The organism is Brevundimonas sp. TWP1-3 (assembly GCF_049896085.1).
Classification (GTDB): domain Bacteria; phylum Pseudomonadota; class Alphaproteobacteria; order Caulobacterales; family Caulobacteraceae; genus Brevundimonas.
Window position 1 is genome coordinate 545,875 of sequence record NZ_JAFCTP010000001.1, and the last position, 18,908, is coordinate 564,782.

20 protein-coding genes are annotated in these 18,908 nt (G+C 66.0%); 10 read left to right on the forward strand and 10 right to left on the reverse strand.

Annotation, left to right across the window (positions count from 1 at the left end):
- Positions 1 to 42: 42 nt before the first annotated feature.
- The gene (locus ACP693_RS02685) at positions 43 to 939 is read right to left on the reverse strand and encodes a metallophosphoesterase family protein (RefSeq protein WP_425986736.1); all 897 of its coding nucleotides are present in this window, start codon (positions 937 to 939) and stop codon (positions 43 to 45) included.
- A gap of 87 nt (positions 940 to 1,026) precedes the next feature.
- Between ACP693_RS02685 and ACP693_RS02690 the strand changes: the two genes are divergently transcribed.
- The 3 genes from ACP693_RS02690 to ACP693_RS02700 are packed head-to-tail and all read left to right on the forward strand — an operon-like array spanning position 1,027 to position 3,970.
- Positions 1,027 to 2,133, forward strand: coding sequence for a CDP-alcohol phosphatidyltransferase family protein (locus ACP693_RS02690; protein WP_425986734.1), 1,107 nt, complete (start codon positions 1,027 to 1,029; stop codon positions 2,131 to 2,133).
- Positions 2,133 to 3,041 (forward strand): diacylglycerol/lipid kinase family protein, encoded by a 909-nt coding sequence (locus tag ACP693_RS02695; protein WP_425986732.1) that lies wholly within the window; start codon positions 2,133 to 2,135, stop codon positions 3,039 to 3,041. Before ACP693_RS02690 ends, ACP693_RS02695 begins: the two co-directional genes overlap by 1 nt.
- Positions 3,038 to 3,970, forward strand: coding sequence for a hypothetical protein (locus ACP693_RS02700; protein ID WP_425986730.1), 933 nt, complete (start codon positions 3,038 to 3,040; stop codon positions 3,968 to 3,970). The genes ACP693_RS02695 and ACP693_RS02700 overlap by 4 nt, the downstream gene beginning before the upstream one ends.
- Here the strand turns inward: ACP693_RS02700 and spt are convergent.
- The 7 genes from spt to ACP693_RS02735 all read right to left on the reverse strand — a co-directional run bounded on the left by spt (position 3,952) and on the right by ACP693_RS02735 (position 11,397).
- Positions 3,952 to 5,169, reverse strand: coding sequence for a serine palmitoyltransferase (gene spt, locus ACP693_RS02705; RefSeq protein WP_425986728.1), 1,218 nt, complete (start codon positions 5,167 to 5,169; stop codon positions 3,952 to 3,954). The two genes, ACP693_RS02700 and spt, sit on opposite strands and share 19 nt — an antisense overlap.
- 3 nt (positions 5,170 to 5,172) lie before the next feature.
- Positions 5,173 to 5,430 (reverse strand): acyl carrier protein, encoded by a 258-nt coding sequence (locus ACP693_RS02710; RefSeq protein WP_426029305.1) that lies wholly within the window; start codon positions 5,428 to 5,430, stop codon positions 5,173 to 5,175.
- 95 nt (positions 5,431 to 5,525) lie between these two features.
- The gene (locus tag ACP693_RS02715) at positions 5,526 to 6,458 is read right to left on the reverse strand and encodes an NAD-dependent epimerase/dehydratase family protein (RefSeq protein WP_425986726.1); all 933 of its coding nucleotides are present in this window, start codon (positions 6,456 to 6,458) and stop codon (positions 5,526 to 5,528) included.
- Positions 6,455 to 8,182, reverse strand: coding sequence for a fatty acyl-AMP ligase (locus ACP693_RS02720; protein ID WP_425986724.1), 1,728 nt, complete (start codon positions 8,180 to 8,182; stop codon positions 6,455 to 6,457). The genes ACP693_RS02715 and ACP693_RS02720 overlap by 4 nt, the downstream gene beginning before the upstream one ends.
- Complete coding sequence (locus ACP693_RS02725; protein WP_425986722.1) at positions 8,179 to 9,528, reverse strand: lipopolysaccharide biosynthesis protein; 1,350 nt, start codon at positions 9,526 to 9,528, stop codon at positions 8,179 to 8,181. Before ACP693_RS02725 ends, ACP693_RS02720 begins: the two co-directional genes overlap by 4 nt.
- A 544-nt stretch (positions 9,529 to 10,072) precedes the next feature.
- Positions 10,073 to 10,834, reverse strand: coding sequence for a DUF3313 domain-containing protein (locus ACP693_RS02730; RefSeq protein WP_425986720.1), 762 nt, complete (start codon positions 10,832 to 10,834; stop codon positions 10,073 to 10,075).
- Between the two features lie 224 nt (positions 10,835 to 11,058).
- Positions 11,059 to 11,397, reverse strand: coding sequence for a helix-turn-helix domain-containing protein (locus ACP693_RS02735; RefSeq protein WP_425986717.1), 339 nt, complete (start codon positions 11,395 to 11,397; stop codon positions 11,059 to 11,061).
- 51 nt (positions 11,398 to 11,448) lie between these two features.
- Here ACP693_RS02735 and ACP693_RS02740 point away from each other — a divergent pair, with 51 nt between their 5' ends.
- From ACP693_RS02740 to ACP693_RS02765, 6 genes are all read left to right on the forward strand, one after another.
- Positions 11,449 to 11,877 (forward strand): MarR family transcriptional regulator, encoded by a 429-nt coding sequence (locus ACP693_RS02740; protein ID WP_425986715.1) that lies wholly within the window; start codon positions 11,449 to 11,451, stop codon positions 11,875 to 11,877.
- 68 nt (positions 11,878 to 11,945) lie between these two features.
- On the forward strand, positions 11,946 to 12,998 hold the full coding sequence (locus ACP693_RS02745; protein ID WP_426019193.1) for an HlyD family secretion protein: 1,053 nt from the start codon (positions 11,946 to 11,948) through the stop codon (positions 12,996 to 12,998).
- Positions 12,985 to 14,652 (forward strand): DHA2 family efflux MFS transporter permease subunit, encoded by a 1,668-nt coding sequence (locus ACP693_RS02750; protein WP_425986711.1) that lies wholly within the window; start codon positions 12,985 to 12,987, stop codon positions 14,650 to 14,652. The genes ACP693_RS02745 and ACP693_RS02750 overlap by 14 nt, the downstream gene beginning before the upstream one ends.
- Positions 14,653 to 14,745: 93 nt before the next feature.
- Positions 14,746 to 14,946 (forward strand): hypothetical protein, encoded by a 201-nt coding sequence (locus tag ACP693_RS02755; RefSeq protein WP_425986708.1) that lies wholly within the window; start codon positions 14,746 to 14,748, stop codon positions 14,944 to 14,946.
- A 49-nt stretch (positions 14,947 to 14,995) separates the two neighbouring features.
- Complete coding sequence (locus tag ACP693_RS02760; protein ID WP_425986706.1) at positions 14,996 to 15,244, forward strand: hypothetical protein; 249 nt, start codon at positions 14,996 to 14,998, stop codon at positions 15,242 to 15,244.
- Between the two features lie 702 nt (positions 15,245 to 15,946).
- The gene (locus tag ACP693_RS02765; protein WP_425986704.1) at positions 15,947 to 16,603 is read left to right on the forward strand and encodes a TetR/AcrR family transcriptional regulator; all 657 of its coding nucleotides are present in this window, start codon (positions 15,947 to 15,949) and stop codon (positions 16,601 to 16,603) included.
- 7 nt (positions 16,604 to 16,610) lie between these two features.
- Here ACP693_RS02765 and ACP693_RS02770 read toward each other — a convergent pair whose 3' ends face one another.
- Entirely contained in the window at positions 16,611 to 17,144 is a 534-nt protein-coding gene (locus tag ACP693_RS02770; protein WP_425986702.1) for a hypothetical protein, read from the reverse strand.
- A 199-nt stretch (positions 17,145 to 17,343) separates the two neighbouring features.
- On the opposite strand from ACP693_RS02770, the gene ACP693_RS02775 reads away from it, so the two are divergent.
- A complete protein-coding gene (locus ACP693_RS02775; protein ID WP_425986700.1) occupies positions 17,344 to 17,901 on the forward strand; it encodes a DUF4142 domain-containing protein in 558 nt (185 codons plus the stop codon).
- Between the two features lie 314 nt (positions 17,902 to 18,215).
- Here ACP693_RS02775 and ACP693_RS02780 read toward each other — a convergent pair whose 3' ends face one another.
- The gene (locus ACP693_RS02780) at positions 18,216 to 18,890 is read right to left on the reverse strand and encodes a TetR/AcrR family transcriptional regulator (RefSeq protein ID WP_372691464.1); all 675 of its coding nucleotides are present in this window, start codon (positions 18,888 to 18,890) and stop codon (positions 18,216 to 18,218) included.
- Between the last annotated feature and the right edge of the window lie 18 nt (positions 18,891 to 18,908).

Sequence of the window (18,908 nt, forward strand, 5' to 3'; positions counted from 1 at the left end):
TACTTCTGCCAGTCACGCCATTCTGGCCGGGCCGACGTCAGGTCAGCCGATTTTGCCTCTTGTGCGGGTCGCCAGCTGGTAGCCACCCAGCCTGTTCATGGTGCCGTCCGCCTGAATACCGCGTGCGGCGATGTCGATATCGAAGCCCGTCTCGCAGGGCGTGATCGCGATCTCGTGCCAGCGCGCCGCCTCGCCTTCAGCGGGCGACAGCGAGGCGGACGGCACCCCCAGCGCCGGGATCGGCCCGTCCGGTCCCGCCACCGAGGACACGGTCGATCGGTGGGCATGGCCGTGCAGGATCAGTTCCGCCCCCGCGCGCGCCAGCATGGCCTGAAGCGCGGGCCGGTCGGTCAACGCCTTGCGATCCGCCACGACCCCGTCCGCGACCGGGTGATGGATCAGGACGATCCGGCAAAGACCCGCCTGCTGCGTCGCCGTCAGCTCGGCCTCCAGCCGCGCGATCTGATCGGCCCCAAGCTGCCCCTGGGCCAGATGCAACGGCGTCGGGATGGCCGAACACAGGTTCAGGATGGCCACCGGGCCGCGTCGCCGGACGAAGGGAAAGCCGTCGCCTTCATCACCGAGCCAGGCCCGCCAGGCGGCGAATCGTGCAGGGTCCGCGGGTCCGACAAGGGCGTCGTGATTGCCGGGCGAGACCGTGACATCGGCGGTGGGGCCCAGCGTGCCTAGCCAATCTGACGCAGCAGCGTATTCGGCCTCGGTCGAGAAATTGGTCAGGTCGCCGGTGACCGCGATGTGGTGCGGTCGGGTCGCTGCGATGTCGGCCATCAGGGTCGTCAGCACATCGGGGCGGTGAAGATGGCCCTTGCGACGCCAGGCCAGACCGCTGACCAGCCGCTTCAGCCGCACCTCGTCCAGCCGCATCGGAGGCGGCGGCAGATGCGGGTCCGACAGGTGGGCGAGACGAAAACGGGGCAATCGGATCAGTTTCTGGCCACGGCGGGCCGCAGTTGTTTTATGAAGATTCGGGCTCCGCGAGCGGGCCGACAACGGGGCGTATAACAGATGACGGATGCCACGCCTCGCGCGCGGGTGCTGGGCGAGGGCTCGGCGCGGATCTGGGGCATGAGTTCGGCGGAACGGCTGGGTCGGATCTTCGAGCGGGCGAGCGTTTCGCAGGGCGAAATAGCGGGTTCGGGCACGGTGGTCCTGGTGCTGGCCGACCGGGTGTTCGACGAATCGCTGATCAAGGCCGTCATCGCTCGTCCCGAGAGCGTGATGACCGACGCCGAAGGCCTGCCGGTCGCCGCCCATGTTCGGGACGCGGACGCCGATGCCGCCGTCGAGGCCCTGCTGACCGGGGACGATGTATCCGGTGCCCTGCGTGACCTGACCCGGCTCGACCCCGCCGACCTGACCTACAACAGCGCACTGAGGAAACGCGAGGCCCCGGTGCTGGAGCGGCTGGACGCCGGCAATGCCCGCGCGGTCGAGGCCCGGCTGTTCCAGGGATCGTACAAGGGCATCACCGATCTGGTGACCAAATACGTCTGGCCGGTTCCAGCGCGGCTCGTGACCCGCTGGTGTGCCCTGACCGGGATCAGCCCGAACCAGGTCACCTTCGCCAGCCTGATCCTGGTGCTGGTGGCGATGTATCTGTTTTGGGACGGCGAGTTCGGCTGGGGGCTGGTCGCGGCCTGGGTCATGACCTTTCTCGATACGGTCGACGGCAAGCTGGCGCGGGTCACGCTGCGGTCGTCGCCCTGGGGCAATGTGTTCGACCATGGCATCGACCTGATCCATCCGCCGTTCTGGTGGTGGGCCTGGTTCGTGGGAGTACAGGCGTCAGGGTTCGACCTGCCGCATCCGGAACTGCTGCTGGCCGTCATCGTCGGCGGCTATGTCGCGCAGCGGATCGAGGAGGGAATCTTCATCCGGCTGTTCGGCATGCATATGCACGCCTGGCGGCGGTTCGACAGCTTCTTCCGGCTGGTCACAGCGCGGCGGAACCCCAATCTGCTGCTGCTGAGCGCGGCGACCCTGGTCGGTCGGCCCAACATCGGCCTCATCGCCGTCGGCGTCTGGACGGCCCTGTGCCTGGTCGTCCACGCGGTCCAGATCGTTCAAGGGCTGGGCGCGCGGCGTCCGCTGGTGTCCTGGCTGGAGGTGTGATGCGGGTCGGGGTGATCCACAATCCACGCAGCCACAGGAACCGCGCCCGGTCGCCTCGGCCTGTGTCGCCGGACGTGATCCATGCCGCCCCCGATACGGCCGAGGCCCTGGCGCTGGCCCTGACCGGGATGGCGGAGGCCGGGGTCGATCTGCTGATCGTCGATGGCGGGGACGGGACGTTGCGAGACGTGCTGACACGGGCCTGGCCAGCCTTCGCGGGCCGGTTGCCGCTGCTGGCCGTCGTGCCGCACGGCAAGACCAATGTGCTGGCGCGCGACCTGGGTGTCCCCTCGCGCTGGTCGGTCGAGGCGGCGATCGCGGCGGCGCGTTCGCCCGAGCGCCGCGCGACCCGGGCCATGCTGGAGGTCTCCCGCGACGGCGAGGCCTCACCCGCGCTCCGCGGCTTCGTCTTCGGCACCGGGGCCTATGCCGGGGCCACGCGGATGGCGACCGGCGCGCACCGGATCGGGGTTATTGACAGCCTGGCGGTCGGGGCCGCCCTGATCGGAGCCGTCTTCAGTACGGCTTTCGGCGGCGCGCAGGGGTTCGGCGCGGGCGAGCGGCTGGCACTGGCCCTTGACGGAAGCGCGAGCGAGGCCCGACAGCGGTTCCTTGTCCTAGCCAGCACCCTGGAACGGTTCCCGTTGAAATTCCGACCGTTCGGACGACCGCGTCCAGGTCTGAAGCTGCTCGACGTCGATGCCCCGCCGCGTCGGCTGATTCCGGCCCTGGTTGCCATACTGGCCGCGGGTGAACCGATCTGGCTAGAACGGGCGGGCTATCGGCGGCACAGCCCGCAGACGGTTTCGCTCCACGGTCTGGAGGCCTTCGTGCTCGATGGCGAAGTCTATCCGGGCGGGCACGTCACGGTGCGTCAGGGGCCCACTGTCACCTTCGTGACCGCATGACCGAGCTTCTGATCGATCTGGTCGCGCGCGACATGTCCATGCCGGTTCCGGAGCTCGTGCGCACCTTCGCCCAAGCTCTGGCGGCGGAGCAGAATACGGCGGCGGTGCTGTTCTACGGGTCCGTCCTGCGGACGGGCGATCTGGACGGCGTGCTGGACTTCTACATCCTGACCGACGGGCCGCACCGGACCGGCCTGCGCGGCTGGCGCGAGAGGAAGCTGTGGCCCGAGGTCGATTTCCGCGAATGGACCCGCGGCGACGCGGTGCTGCGGGCCAAGGTCGCGGTCCTGCCGCTGAAAACGTTCGCCGAGGCGGCGGCGGGCCAACGACTGGACACCACCATCTGGACTCGGTTCGTCCAGCCCTCCGCCCTCGTTTGGACCAGGGGCGAAGCGGACCGCCATGCGGTGACGCGCGCCGTCGCCGACGCAGCCGTCACCGCCGCCCGCTATGCCGCCGTTCTGGGGCCCGGCAGCGGAGAACCACTGGTCTGGTGGCGGGCCCTGTTCGCCCAGACCTATCGCGCCGAGTTTCGGGTGGAGCGTGCCGGGCGCGAGGACCAGATCGTCGGTTTCGACCCGGATCGTTATGCTGCCATCCTGCCGCTGGCCTGGGCGGCGGGCGGGATCGCGTTTCGGCGGGACGGCGCGCTTCTGAGCCCGTCTCTGAACTCGACAGAGCGCCACAGAATCCTGAGCGAATGGCGACGTCGGCGGCGGTTGGGTAAGCCCTTGAACATCGCCCGGCTGATCAAGGCCGCCTTCACCTTCACCGGCGCGACCCAGTACGCGGCCTGGAAGATCGAGCGTCACACCGGGCTGATCGTCCCGCTGACGCCGTGGCGTATCCGCCATCCGGTGCTGGCCTCGCCGGGGGTGCTGTACAGGCTATGGCGGCGAAAGCGCCGGGCTCAGCGCGACGCGCGCTGAGCGGCCGGAGCCACCAGGTTCATCGACCGGCCGACGGTGGCGAAGGCGGCCAGAACGGCGTCGATCTGTTCGAAACTGTGGGCGGCGCTGACGCTGGAGCGCAGCAGCGGGCGGCTGTCCGGCGTCGCGGGCGGCAGGGCGAGGTTCAGATAGACGCCTTGGGTCAGGAGGCCGTTCCAGAAGGCCAGGGCCTCGGCCGTGTCCGACATCGCCACCGCCACGATCGGCGAGGCCGTGGCCCCGGTGGTGAAGCCCAAGGCGTTCAGGCCGTCGAACAGCCGTTGCGAATTGGCGGCCAGTTTCGATCGCAACCCCGGCTCGGACTGCATCCGCTCCAGTGCCTTCAAGGTCGAAGCGACCACGGCGGGCGGCAGGGAGGCGGTGAACATATAGGGGCGGCTGACGACCCGGAGCACGTCGAAGTCGGCGATGTCAGACACCAGGTATCCGCCGATCCCGCCCAGGCTCTTGGAGAAGGTGCCGACGATGAAATCGACGTCGTCCTCGACGCCAGCCGCCTCGGCGAGACCCCGCCCGGTCGCGCCCAGCACGCCCAGCGAATGAGCCTCGTCGACCATCAGATAGGCACCGGTCTCGCGCTTTATGGCGGCGATCTCGCGAAGGGGGGCCACGTCGCCCATCATCGAATAGATGCCCTCGACCACGATCATCCGGTTGCCGGGTGCATCGCCCAGACGGCGCAGACGCTTGGCCAGATCCTCGGGGTCGTTGTGACGGAAGCGGATGACCTCGGCATGGCCCAGCCGCGCCCCGTCATAGATGCTGGCATGGCTGTCGGCGTCCAGGATCAGGTGATCGCCGCGCCCGACCAGCGATGACAGAACACCCAGATTGGCCTGGTACCCCGTCGTGAAGACCATGGCGTGTTTCCGGCCATAGAAGGCGGCCAGGGCCGTCTCCATCGCCAAGTGGCCGTCGAAACTGCCGTTGGCGATCCGCGAGCCGGTGGTGCCCGTGCCCCAGGTCCGCGTCGCCTCGACCGAGGCGTCGATACAGGCTGGATCGAACGTCAGGCCGAGGTAGTTGTTGGTGCCCAGCAGGATGACACGCCGTCCGCCATACTCGGCCTCTGTCGGCGACAGGATGGCGTCGAACCGCATGCTGAACGGGTCGGCCCCGAAGGCGCGTATGGACTGATAGGCCTCGACCTGAGGGAGATATCGATCGAACAGAGCCATTCTTCAGGCCGCCTGACGCAGGGAGGAAATGATATCGGCGAGGTCGCCGATGGTCTGGACCGTCGCCAGTCGGTCCAGCGGCATGGAGACGTCGAACGCGTCCTCCAGCTCCATGACGATGTTCATCAGCGCCAGGGAATCGACGGCGAGATCGCGCGCGATGTCGGTGTCTCGGTCGATCGTGACCGCGCGCCCGAGGACAAGCTCGACGGCCTGCTGAATCTTATGAACCGTCAGGTCCGTCACTGCCGATTGACTCACGCGCGCCCACCCATGGGACTCCAACATCCACTGCCTAATCGGCTCTCTGACAAATTGCCAGAGAACTGTCACACGTCTGATGCTCGTTTGTCCGATTAGAGCCAGCCCGCGCGTCTCGCCCAAGCTACGGTGTCGGTGAATCCATGGACAAGGGGGAAGACGACAGCGGGTGCCGGCCCGCGTTCCTCGGGTGAAACGCTCCAGTCGCGGTGCAGGATTTCGCGGGCCTTTCCGGGCGTTAGGACTGAAGAGCGACCGGAAAGCCGGGACAGTCCGGACACTACGCCTGCGAGTTTGAGGGCGCTTTCGGGGATGCGAAATGTGGTGGGTTCGCGCCCCACGGCCCGGGCCGCCGCAACGGTCAGTTCGGCCCAACTGTAACCTTCCGGGCGATCGTCGCAGATCGCGACCGACGCAGAACGGGGTGAGCGCTCGGCCAGTGCGAGCAGGGCCTGCGCGACGTCCGCGACATGGACCAGGGTGATGCAGGCCTTGGGATGCAACACAGGCTGGGGCCATCCTAGCGCGGTGGCCGCGAACAGGGCGAAGGTTTCTCGGTCGCCGGGGCCGTAGATGGCGGTGGGCCGGACGATGGTCAGCCGGTCGCCCAACCGGGCCGCCATCATGACCTCTCCCGCCCGTTTGCTGGCCGCATAAGGGGACAGCTGGGGCTCCCGCGCGGCCAGGGAGGATACCAGGATGACATGGGTATTGGGAGCGACCGCCTGTGCTGCCCTGGCCAGCCGGTCTGCTCCTTCGGCGTTGACGTGGTGGAAATCCTCATCGCGCCGGGCCTTCACCAAGCCGGCGGCATGGATCACGACGTCGGCCCCGTGACACAGGGCCCGCAACGCACCCTTGTCCTCAAGATCGCCGGGCGTCACCTCAAGCCCCGCGATATCGCCAACCGCAGCGACGGGATCGCGCCGTGCCAGCACACGCACGGTCCAGCCAGCGTCGGCAAAGGCCCTGACCAGATGCTGGCCTAGAAAACCAGTCGCTCCGGTGATGGAGACGCGCCGCCTCACGGTCGTCCGGCCTGCAGGCCGTCGAACGTTCCGGCCAGGAACAGCGCCCGTGCACGCGTCCGGCTCAGCTTGCCCGAGGTCGTCTTGGGCAGGTCGTGCGGCCCGACCAGATGCACCGCCGTCTCGACCCCGTGCCGGGCCCGCAGCAGGGCCGCGACCTCGCTGGTCAGAGTCTCGCGGGCCTCTGCATCGCCGGACCGGGACTGGACCAGCACGACCACCCGTTCGGCGTCGCCGTCTGTGATGTGGAAGGCCGCGACGTCGCCGCTGCGGACCCTGTCCAGTTCGGCCTCGACGCTCCATTCCAGATCCTGGGGCCACAGGTTGCGGCCGTTGATCAGGATCAAGTCCTTGGCCCGTCCTGTCGGCACGATCTCGCCCTCCACGATCAGGCCCAGGTCGCCGGTCTCCAGCCAGCCGTCACCGGACAGGACGTCAGCGGTCGCATCGGGATTGCCGAAATAGCCCTGCATCAGGCTGGGCCCCTGGATGAAGATACGCCCGACGTGGCCGTCCGGGATGGGACGACCATCGGCATCGCGGACCTCGACCCGGTGCGCCGGCAGGGCCGGGCCACAGCGGACGAACCCACGCGACCGCGCGTCGATGGCTGCACGCGTGACGTCGCCGTCACCCTCCAGGTCCCGCAGACTGAGGGTCTCAACCTGCAGACCGCGGCCCAGCGGAGCCATTGCCACGGCCAGGGTGGCCTCGGCCATGCCATAGCTGGCGACATAGGCCTTGGCATCGAACCCCGACCCGCCGAACCGCTCGGCGAACTCGGTCAGGGGGCGGACCCGGACCATGTCGCCGCCGACGCCCGCGATCCGCCAGCGGGACAAGTCGAACGTAGCGGACGAGCCCGTCTCGGCCCGTCGGGCGCAGAGCTCATAGCCGAAGGTCGGGCTGTAGGAGACGGTGCCGCCGTGGCGCGACATCAGGTCCAGCCACAGCAGGGGCCGCCGCACGAAGGCGCTGGTCGGCAACAGATCGACCGTCATCTGGCAACACAGCGGGGCCAGCAGGAATCCGATCAGCCCCATGTCGTGATAGAGCGGCAACCAAGACACGGCGCGGTCCTGGGCCACGACCTGAAGCCCGTCGCGGGTGATCGCCACCGCGTTGGCCATCAGGGAACGGTGGGTGACCATCACCCCGGTCGGGAACCGCGTGCTGCCGGACGAAAACTGGACATAGGCGAGGTCGTCGGGGCCGATGTCGGGCAGGGTCACATCCACGGCCTCAGGCAGTTCGTTCAGCGACGGCCCGATCGCGATGCCGCCCGCCTGATCCGCCGCCTCGCGCAGCCATTCGGCGTAGGAGGCGGGCCCGAACACGGCCGAGGCCTCGGCCGCGCCCAGCATCCGGGCGATCTGCTCGACATAGGCCGCGCGGCCGCCCAAGGGCGCGGGCAGGGGCAGGGGGGCGGGCATCAGACCGGCATACTGGCAGGCAAAGAAGGCGCGGATGAAGTCGGCGTCGGTCTCCGCGGCCAATCCGACCCGGTCACCGGGGTTCAGGCCGCCGGCCAGCAGACGGCCTGCCAGGGCCAGGGCCTCGGTCCGCAGTTCGGCATAGGTCATCGCCCGCAGGCACTCCCCGCGCCCGCCATACAGGGTGAGGCCCGTCTCTCCCATCGCCGCGAAATCCAGCGCCTGGGTCAGGGTCGGGAAGTCGGCATGGCGGACGATACGATCCGGCGCGGTGGGCGTGGGGGTGGTCAAGGCCGGGCCTTCTGTGCGTCTTCTCCCCGGTCCTGCGGGTGATTCCGCCGATTATGGAACACGCACACGAACATACCCAGAGCCATCAGCGCCGAGGCGATCACCAGCGCCACCGCCGCGCCCAGGGCTCCGTGATGCGTCACCACCGGTCCCAGCACAGCCAGATAGGCCATGCAGACCACCAGCCGGACCCACAGGGCGGTCCCCGCCCGCCCCAGCGACACCAGCATCGGTTCGAAAGGCAGGGCGACCAGACCGATGACGGCGGCCCCGACCTGCCAGGTCATCAGGGTCGCGGCCTGGGTGAACTGCGGCCCCATCGTAATCCGCAACAGCCATTCGCCACCGCCCAGCGTCAGCCCCATCAGGACGACGCCCAGCGCCCCGGCCAGCAGACCGATCACCCGCGCTAGCCGCCACATCCCGGTCTGTCCGCCTTCGCCCGCATGCAGCCGGGCCAGTTCGGGGTAGAGGGAGGCGGTCAGCAGCCGGGCGGGCTTGGCGATGGCGTCGGCGACCTGACGCCCGATCCGCCACAGCGCCGCCTGGGCCGGTCCGACCAGGGCCCCGATGGCCAGGGTGATCACATGCGTGAAGGCCACATCGACCGTGGCGCTGAGGTTGGTCGACCAGGCAAATTGCCAGGCCCCCGGCATGCCTTCGGTCAGAGGGCCGCCGCGCCAGGTCAGGCCGGATAGCAGGCCGCGCGCCTTAAGCTCCGACCAGGCGGCCCAGGCGATATAGACGAACCCGGTGACCACGCCCCCCGCCCAGAAGACCAGGAACACCGGCATCGACGCCGCCGTCACAAATCCGATCCCGCACCCGACCAGCCGGACCAGGGCGACCAGCGCGGTCTGTCGGGCCAGGACATCGAACCGGTCCAGCAATCTGAGCAATCCCATCGGCGTCGCCGACACCATCAAGGCCACCGACAGGACATACAGGGCCGCCGCCGGGCGATGCTCGGGCGACAGGCCCAGCCAATCCCCGAACGCCAGGGTGGCGATCAGCCCGACCGCGACGCCGACGATGGCCCCGATCGCGTCCAGGGCCAGGGTGAAGCGCAGCACCTTGCCGAAATCCGCCGACCGCCCCTCGGCCAGCGGGCGGGCGCCGTAGTGCAGCACCGTTTGCCAGGACTGGAATTTCACCGTCTCGCCCAGGAACTGGGCGAAGGCGTGGATCAGGATCAGCACCCCAAAGCCGGTCAGCCCCAGCGTGCGCGCCGTCAGGGCGATCGCCGCCAGACCCATGACCGCATTTGCGACCCGTCCCCCCAGCAAAACAGCCGCATTGGAGAGGACACGACCGAGGACTGGATCGATGTTGTAAAACAATTTCAACGGGCCGATCGTCCCTCCTCCCCGAGATGCCGTATGATAAGTTTGAGGCCCGTTTCATGGCGGATGACCGCTGGTGCAGCATGAACGCCCTGGCGGCGGCTTTGGCTTGGACCGGGTCTGAACTCCGTAACCCCAATGAACCTTTCCAGACGTCCTGACCTGATCCGGCTGGAGTCGCACAGCGGCGATTTCATTATCACGTTGCTGTTATGAAAGCGCGTCCCGAATCGCCCCCCGAAACGATGGCGTCAGTGTCCCGGAGGAGGGCGATCAAACCATGCGGGACAAGCATGCCCATCGTCATAGACCACACCCTGCGGCCTAGCCGAGAAAATCCACGAAACCCGCGTCGCAAGCAATCAGGACGCGGCAGGAAGCCACAGGAAGATCCAGACCATCAAACGTGGCAGTGCGGTTCTAGCCGCCGATTGCGAGCGCTGTCAGTACTGGGAGGCGCGCCCGCCCGTCATTCTGTCGAAAGTAAAGAAATCAGCACGGGTTGGCGACCAGAGAGGTCGCCGGCCAGCCAAGGGCCCGTCAGACCCTAATGTTCTGGGGGCTCGGTCAGCTCTCCTGGCCTTGCGCCCGCGCCGCTGAGTTCAGGCAAGTACAGACCCGTGGCCATGCCTGCCAGAAAGCCGGCGGGCTGCACGCGTGCGCCAAACCGGCGACACGGATCCGGATCGGCAATCTTGCGAGGTTTCCGGTCTCTCGGCGCAAACGCATCGCCGACGGCGTCCCCCATGGGCTCGGCGAGTTGAAGGGCATCTCCGACCCGCGAGAGTGATGGAGAATCCGTACCAATCACGTTCGCATCGCGCGCCCAGACCAAGGCGGCCGCCTGCCGACCATCCGTCGTGATCAACTCACTTTCCACGGCCAAACCCCCCGTTGAACCCGGTGCGCGCACTCCGATCGGACCGGGAATGAAGAACCCGGCCAAGGCTGACGCCGCAGAGGCAGCTTGGCCGGTTGGACGCACACCGGTGACGGCCGTCCGAACCCGGGCGGCGGACGAGTCCTGTCCCGACAGCACAGTGAACCGCTCGCTGAGCTCATAGCAGATCTGACGATCGGCCTCCGCCAACACCAAGGCCGTCTCGGCGTCGGAAAGGCCGTCCGCGGCACCGGGCTGAAGAACGCTCGGCTCTATGAACAGCTGATCAATCGCCTCGGCTGCAGCGTCGTCGCGCCTTTCGCGAACTGAAGCGCGAATTGTGTCCGAACGCTCCGTCAATCCGTCATAGGACGAAAGGAAGCCGGACTGGACTTTTGGCGCTGTCTGGCATGCCGCCAGGCCGGACATCAAAACAGTAAAAACTAGGGAGCTTCGCAAAGATCTTCCTCCAACACAGGTGCGCGTCAATCCATCTCACGTAGACGTGCCTATGGCGAATCTACCCTATCTTTTGGTGGCCAACGCTCGGCCTAAGGGGCGGCCTCGGACGCCGTCGTCGTCGTGGTTGAAGCCGGCTCTCGATACCGAAAGACCCACGGCCGGGAACGCAGGAAAGCAACCTGGGTACGCGATCAGGCGGCAATTCGTCTTGCGGCGCAGCCAGCCGCCAACGCGTCCCTGGACATCGCTTCCAACGCAGCCTCGCATTCGGCCAGCCCGCTGATCGTCAAGGCGTAGCCAAACTTCGACCGTGTGTGGATCGCCCCCGGATACAACGCCGTCCGCAGATCGCAGACATAGACGTACACAGTGTGCCGACTGAGCCCCAAGGACCGGCTTTCCACAAGGTCACCCTGGGCCTCCCAAAGTGCGGACAGCAGTTTCGCGCGGCCACTGGAAAGGCCGAACCAGACCATGAATTTAAGGTCGTTCGCGGCCCATTGGACGCCGACAGACAAGCGGGATTGCATCAAAGCAATATGCTTTGCATGCTAATGCTTTGCAAGCTATTCACCAGGGCGATGCCTTCTGAATTCACTCTCGGCCGCGCCATCGCGCTTGCAGGTCGTCGATGGCGCAACCGCCTCGACGAGCGCCTGAAGCATGCCGATCTGACGCAGGCCCGCTGGCACGCACTTCTCGAGTTAGAGAAAGCCGGAGATGGGCTGAGCCAGAAAGAGCTGGCGTCGCGGATCGGCATCGAACCCCCGACGCTTGTTCGTCAACTGGACGACTTGGAGCGCCGCGGCTTGATACGTCGCGAGGCGATCGCCGGAGACCGGCGGGTCAATGCGGTGCACCTGACGAAGGCCGCCACACCCGTGTTGGCCGAAATTCTGAAAATCGCCCAGCAGGTCCGGCGCGAAATCACCGAGGGCTTGTCCGAGGAGGACCTGGCCACGGCCTCGCGGGTGATCGAGCATATCAACAGACGGTTGGAAGACCTATGAGCGCCGACGCCTTGCCCCCTCGCGCCGCCGAAGCCCGCAAGGCCAGACCCGGTCGACGAAGGCTAGTTATGATGATCGCCGTGCTGCTGATTGGCTTGGCGGTGATATTCGGCTGGTTCACCCTGCGCGCCGGAAAGGTGAACAGCACCGACGCACGGATCGCCGCCCATGTGATCGCGGTCAGCAGCGAAGTTTCTGGGCGGGTCGTTGACCTCCAGGTCCGGGCGGGCCAGCGGGTCCGCGCCGGGCAGCTCCTGGCGAGCATCGATCCGGCTGATTCCCGCTTGGCGCTCGAACGGATCGATGCGGAGATCGCGCGCATCGAGGCCCAGCAGGCCCAGCTCAGGGCGCAACAGTCCGCGGTCGTCAGACGGGTCGGAGAGCAGATGGGCGTGTCGGCGGCCGGCGTTTCGGCGGCCCAGGCGGATGCTCTGGCCCGGCAGGCGGAAGTCGCGGCGGCGCGTAGCGCCTTCGATCGGTCCAAGACCCTGTTCGAGCGCGGGTTGGTCGCCCAGAGCCGATTTGACGAAGACCAGGCCCGTCTTCGCGCGGCCGAACAAAATGCTGCGCGCGCCCAGGCTCAGATCGCGGGGTCGCGGGCCCAGGTCGGCGTCACCCGCGAGGGTACGAGTGAGGTCGAGGTGCTGGAAGCGCAAGTCGCCGCGCTCGACGCTCAGAAGGAAGGGTTGCGGGCTCAGCGCGGTCAGCAGACCCTGGATCTCGGCCGTCGGGAAATTCGCGCCGCATTCGATGGCGTGATCGACCAGACCTTCATTGATCCGGGCGAGTTCGTCACCGCCGGCACACGACTGTTGATGTACCACAACCCGTCGGAGATCTGGATAGACGTCAACATCAAGGAGACCGATGTCCGCAAGATCACCGTGGGAGCCCCTGCGCGAGTGAAGATCGACGCCTATCCCGGCCAGGTGTTCGATGCTCGGGTTTCCGAGGTGGGCGGAGCCGCGACCAGTCAGTTCGCCCTTCTTCCAAACCCCAATCCCAGCGGGAATTTCACCAAGGTCACCCAGCGTATCCCGGTTCGCCTCGAGATCGTCCAGCAACACATCCCATTGCGCCCCGGCATGATGGTCGAGGCGACGATCGATGTCGTCGACTGACGCCTTTTTCGTTCGCTTCGGTCCCGGGTATCGCTGGCTGGCCACCCTGACGGCGATGGTGGCCGCCGTTGCGGTCGTGTTGTCCTCGACGATCGTCAATGTCGCCATACCCGCGATCATGGGCCAGTTCGGCATTGACTCCGTGCAGGCCCAATGGCTGTCGACCGGCTTCCTGGCGGCCATGACGGTGACCATGCTGATGACGGCCTGGTGCGAACGCGCGTTCGGACAGCGGTTTACGATGATCGGCGCTCTGGCGCTGTTCCTGTTTGGCTCTATCGTCGGTGGCGTCGCGCCGGACCAGACGGTGCTGGTCGTTTCCCGCATCCTCCAGGGTTTGGCCGCGGGGATCGTCCAGCCGCTGGCGATGGTGGTGATGTTCCAGGTCTTCCCGCCGCAGCAGCGAGGGGCGGCGATGGGCATTTTCGGCATCGGCGTGGTTCTGGCGCCAGCGCTCGGGCCGTGGGTCGGGGGCGTCCTGATGGACAATTTCGATTGGCGCTTCCTCTTCTATCTGGGCATCCCGTTCGGCGTGGTCGGCATCGTTCTCGCCAATCTGTTCCTGCCGACCAGGAATCCGGACCTCGAGCGGCAAAGGCTCGACTGGCCGGCGATCCTGTATCTTTCCGTGTTCCTCCTGTCGGTGCTTCAGGCGATTTCGAGTGGCCAGCGCCTGGGATGGAACTCCAACATCGTGATCGTTGAGATCGCTCTGGCCCTCGCAGCCGGTGGAGCCTTCCTCTGGCATGAACACCGGACCCCTCATCCGATGCTCGATTTGCGACTGTTCTCCAACGGGCCGTTCGCCGCAGCCTGTGTCGTCAGTTTCGTGCTGGGGGCGGGCCTGTTCGGCTCGACCTATCTACTGCCCATTTTCGTCCAGCAGATTCAGAACCTTACGGCGACGCAGGCCGGACTGCTTCTCATGCCGGCGGGGTTCGCGCTCGTTTTCGTGTTCCCCCTTGCCGGAAAACTCAGCGACGTGGCGCCCCCGGGCGTGCTCATCGGTCTTGGCATGGCCATCTTCGCCTACGCATCGTGGCTCCTCTCGCACGTCAATGTCGATACGGCCTTCTGGACGCTGGCGTGGTGGACGGTGATAAGCCGTGTCGGTCTGGGCTTCGTGTTTCCGTCGCTCAGCGCGGGTTCTCTGACGGTGCTTCCGCCACGACTTCTGAGCCAGGGTTCAGGGGCGATGAATTTTACGCGGCAGCTCGGCGGCGCACTCGGCACGGGGATTTTGGCGGTGATCGTGGAACGCCGCAGCGCCTTTCATGGTGATCTCATCGCCGCGACGCAGACGCCGGACAATGTCGCGACGACTGCCTATGTTCAGGGTGCCGTCCGGGCCATGAGCGAACTCGGCGTTGCGCCGATTGATCAGGCGGCGGCTTCCGGCTGGCTTCTAGGGCAGACCGTCGTCTATCAGGCGGCCGCAGCCGCCTATCGTGACGGTTTTCTGATCACAGCAATCGTTTTCGCCGGAGCACTCCTGCCGACCTTCATCCTGCACCGCGCTCTGCAATCGAACCGCAAGGCTTCCGCGGCGCCTCCGACCGCCATGGAAGCCGAAGGGGATATCGAGGCCGGTTTCGCGCTCGAACCGGTTCTGCCGGACGATGTAGGCCCGCAGCGCAAGAGGGGCGCCGCCTGACGGTTTCGGTCGGCCTTGGAAATATAGCCGCCCGATGGCGCTCTCGTCGTTCACCGTCGTTCTAGACACACCGCGGCTCAATGCGGTGAAGCGATGAATATCGGCGCGACGTCGGACGCCAGCGGCGTCTGCCGACGCATGATCCGTCACTATGAGAAAATCGGCTTCATGCCCCAACGTGACAACTGCCGGATCAAGGAGGCCGAGAGAGTCTGTGAGTTTGGTGAGCGCTGGGTGGTGAAGGCGCCGATGGCGGACAGCACCCGCGCTATGTGGCGTTCGATCTTCGAATGAGAGCGTCTGCCAGTCTGGACGAATCGGCTGCTGACGGAAATCACGCCGGATGACCTGCGCGCTTACTCTCGTAAGATCGTCGATCGCGGCGCTCCATGTCCGCGACATCCTCAAGCAGATCTACAGGTTTGCGATCTCGCACGGCGAGAAGTTCGCCAATCCCGCCGACGATGTCGGCCCCGCCTCGATCGCGACATTTGTTCCAGGGAGCTGGTCGCTGTCGCCGACGGAAATTCGCGTGATGTTTAAGCGGCTCCACCATGTGGCTACGCTGCCAACGATCCGGCTCCGATGGTGACGACCACCAAGTTGGAGCGCGGCTCGCTCTCGAACGAGTGGCCGGGGGCTCCCAACTTCCAGTTTCGCCTTGGTGCAGGGAGTTGGTTTCGGGCAACGGTGTAAGCCGCCCACCGCAGCGGGCAGATCAGCAGCACTGCCGCTGCCTCGCAGTGCGCGGCCCATAGGCCCTCGGCCTCAGCAACGAGGACCCAGGGCCACGCATCGGTGGCCATTCCGCCGAACGCCGGCATCTGCATGGCCAAGGCCGGTCGACGACCCACTGAGGCGATCTCAGCTGCCCCGTGTCGTTGAAAGGCGAAAAGTGGAGCGCCCAGACCACGCCTGCTGCTGCCAGAAGCAGCTGGGTCAAGCGCACAATAAGACTAAAGCCGCTGCCGATCGCGGCTAAGGCAAGGCAAGGCAGGGCAGGGCAGGGCAGGGCAGGAGAAGGTGACCTGTCGTTCCGCGGTCAACCCTCTAAGCAGTACGTCACTGCTGACCGCGCCTGCCACCGCTCCGACGAAGGACGGGAGGACTGACCGGCATACATGGCCCTCCCTCGGCGGCTCGCTGGCGTTCAAGACATTCAAAAGCTTGAGTTGACGAAGGCGGACGCGGAGCGTCAACTTGGTGCTCGGGTGTGTCCACGCCCTTGGCATGCGAGCGCGATCTCTTGGAGCGCCTGGGCCCTCGCGAGGTCGGCTGATCGACGGGATGGAAGATGAGTCGACACCGCGGAGCGATCGACCGGGACAAGCAGAACGCCATTCTTGAGGCGGCGATTGATGTTGCGGGTAGCGCGAGGCCGTCCCTGGCCGCGATCGCCAGCAGGGCCGGCGTATCGCGCCAGACCGTGTACAATCAGTTCGGTGGGGCGCAGGGCCTGAAGCTTGCGGTTCTCGACTCGTGCCGGGCGGCGCTTCTGGAACCGTTTGAGCAGGTCCCGGGCCAACCGGACACTCGAACCGCCTTGGCAGCCTATGCAGAATCCGCCTTGAGGCAAATGCGCACCGTTCGGTACCATCGTGCGCTTCGAGCCATGGAACGGGTTTTGCCTGAAGAGATCACTCGGGCGAATGCGATCTGCGCTGAAATCTCGCAAGAGTGCTCGTCGAGCCTCAGAGACTTTCTCGTGCGCGAGATGAAAGCAGGGCGCCTGAAATGCCCGGATCCGGACGAGGCCGCCGCCGAGTTCCGCGCCCTGACAGTGGCGGGGACCCAAGTGCGAATGCTCGCCGGATTGTTCGACGCCGCCGAGACTTGCGACGCGTCGAAAGAGGCCCGCACCGCGGCCGACCGATTTCTGGAACTGTATGGATGCGGACCAGAGGAAACAGCACCGCCTTCGGCCAGGCCCCCCAAACGACTGGCGGGTTGACACGAACCTAGCGCAGGGGGCGAACGCCTAGCGGCGCGGCGGGCGGACGGCAGCTTCTTTGCAAGCCGACGCCCTTGAGGAACGATCGGCGCACCAACCCCGCCTGAATTGATTGCTGAACCCGGCGGCTGTGCTGTTCCGCGCCGGACAGACGGCGGACCCAGCTGCGCATGGGAATGAAGTCCGTCACCGTGTCTCGAACGACGTCCAGCGCGGCGCCGGCGGCGATGTCTTCCGTTCGTTCGACGCTCTCCCGTTCAGGATCGTCAAGATCGGGTCCCAGCGCCTCGTCCAGGCGTGAGACCTCGGCCGATATCAGTCTGCACCCGCTGAGGCCTGCAAGCTCATAGGGATGGGCGACTGCTTCGGTCAGAACGGCGGGAATCGCGTCGCGGCGCACATTCAGATCTTCGAGCGGGGTCGCTGCGGCGTCGCCGACCCCCGCCTTGAACGTCTGTGTCCCCCTGTCAATGGACATGCCTGCATTGCATGCGGCCAGCGGGGCGACGAGCAGGAGGAGCGCTGTGTATTTTCGCAGCATGACGATCCTAAATCAGACGGCTTGAGCGGAAGAACGACGCAGCGCGGCCAAAGACCGCGCTGCGAATTGGAAGGACGCCCAAACGGGGGCATTGACGAAACTCTTTAGGGTACCCGGTCGTTCCATTTTGGCCTTTGTCTTGAAGGCGCTTTGTGGGAGTTTCCCTGTGTGGAAAATCACGATCCTGATGGCTTGCGCGATGCTGGCCGTCGCGGCCTGCGGACCACAAAGTGAGGATCCGGAACCGGTCGACGCTGTTGCGCTTGAGACGCCAATGGCGGCCAGCGGAGCCCCGGAGATCAACGACGTCAATACGCCTGAGGGATACCTTGTCGCCGCCTGCTATGACGACCTGTATCTTGTCGCAGCGGCAAGGGCGATCAAGGCCCGATCCGCGGACCCCGAGATGAAGGCTTTGGCCAACAGCCTGGAGGCGCAACATGTCCAGCTGCTGGCGACCCAGTCAAACCTGCTCGCGGATGTCGGCGGGACAGCGGCCCCCACCCGCCTCTCGGCCAGACATGCCGCCTATGTCGCCGATCTCGAAGCCGCCGCTCCGCAGGAGCGGGATCGCCTGTGGTTGGCGCAGCAGATCACCGTACTGCTCGACTCTTCTCTGCTGCATACCACCTTTTCTCTTCACACCGACGATCCACGCCTAAAGGCTCATGCCCAGGCCGCCAGCCTGTCGGCCCAGAACCATCTGGATGAAGTCCGCCGGCTCGGGGGTGACAAGCTGCCGCCCCTGGACTCCTGAAGACCTCAAAGATCGGGCGGAAAGGGCCCGACGCACGGTCCGGACGTCTCCATCTGTCATTGGTGTTTTGGTCGCCATAAAGCCGGTTAACCTTGGGCTGCGACTGTACCGCAACGGTCTTCCGGCACAGCGATTGTCTTTATCGGCGCCCGGGCCCCGATCTTGATTTTCCACGAGGCGCTTTAACCCCGTCGAAAGCGCGTGATGCCGGCGTGGAGCCGAAGCCGGGTTCGCGCTTGAGCAAGTCTTGCGGACGCGGACTGTCGGAGACTCCGTGACGCTCGGCATGCCGACGTCGTCGGTCGACCGTCGCTTTAAGCTGGGGTTTGTGCGCATTGCCTATCCACCAGGGTGCGAATAACCGCCGTGAAGCGCGACCCTCGCGTGCGAATTTCATCCATGGCTTCATGAGGCTGCAGAGCGTTGAGACGGGTCGCGAAACCGATCAGCAGGTCGAGAACCGCCAGAGAGAGGTCCTCGGCCATTTTCTCGGATAGGCCCGGCGTCCGCTGCGCCAGAAGCACCGAGAAAACATCGACGCTTTGGCGAACTGAAGCCGACACAGTTTCTCTGATGGTGCGGAAGGTCTCGTCTTCCGTGAGCAGAAAGCCCATGAGGGCGCTTCCTTCCGGCGAGACCAGGATCTCAAGGCAGCGGCGAACGAACTCTCCCAGCCAGTCCTCGGAGCGGGACGTCGTATTCGTCAGAGATGCCCGGACGTGGCTTCTCCAGCGCTCCAGAGCATCGCGGATCGCCGCTTCCACGAGCTGATCCTTGGAACTGTATCTTTGATAGATCGTGCGCTTGCTCATGCGCGCGTGGCGCGCGACCGCCTCGATTGTGGTTCTCGAATAACCTTGATCTACAAAGAGTCGCCAGGTGGTGGCCAGCAGATCGACGTCGATGATGTCGGCTTCTCGAAGGCTCGGACGACCAATTTTCGGATCACGCTCCGTCGGCTCGTCAAAATGTGAGAGATCAGAGGTCATTCGCACACTGTAGGGAAC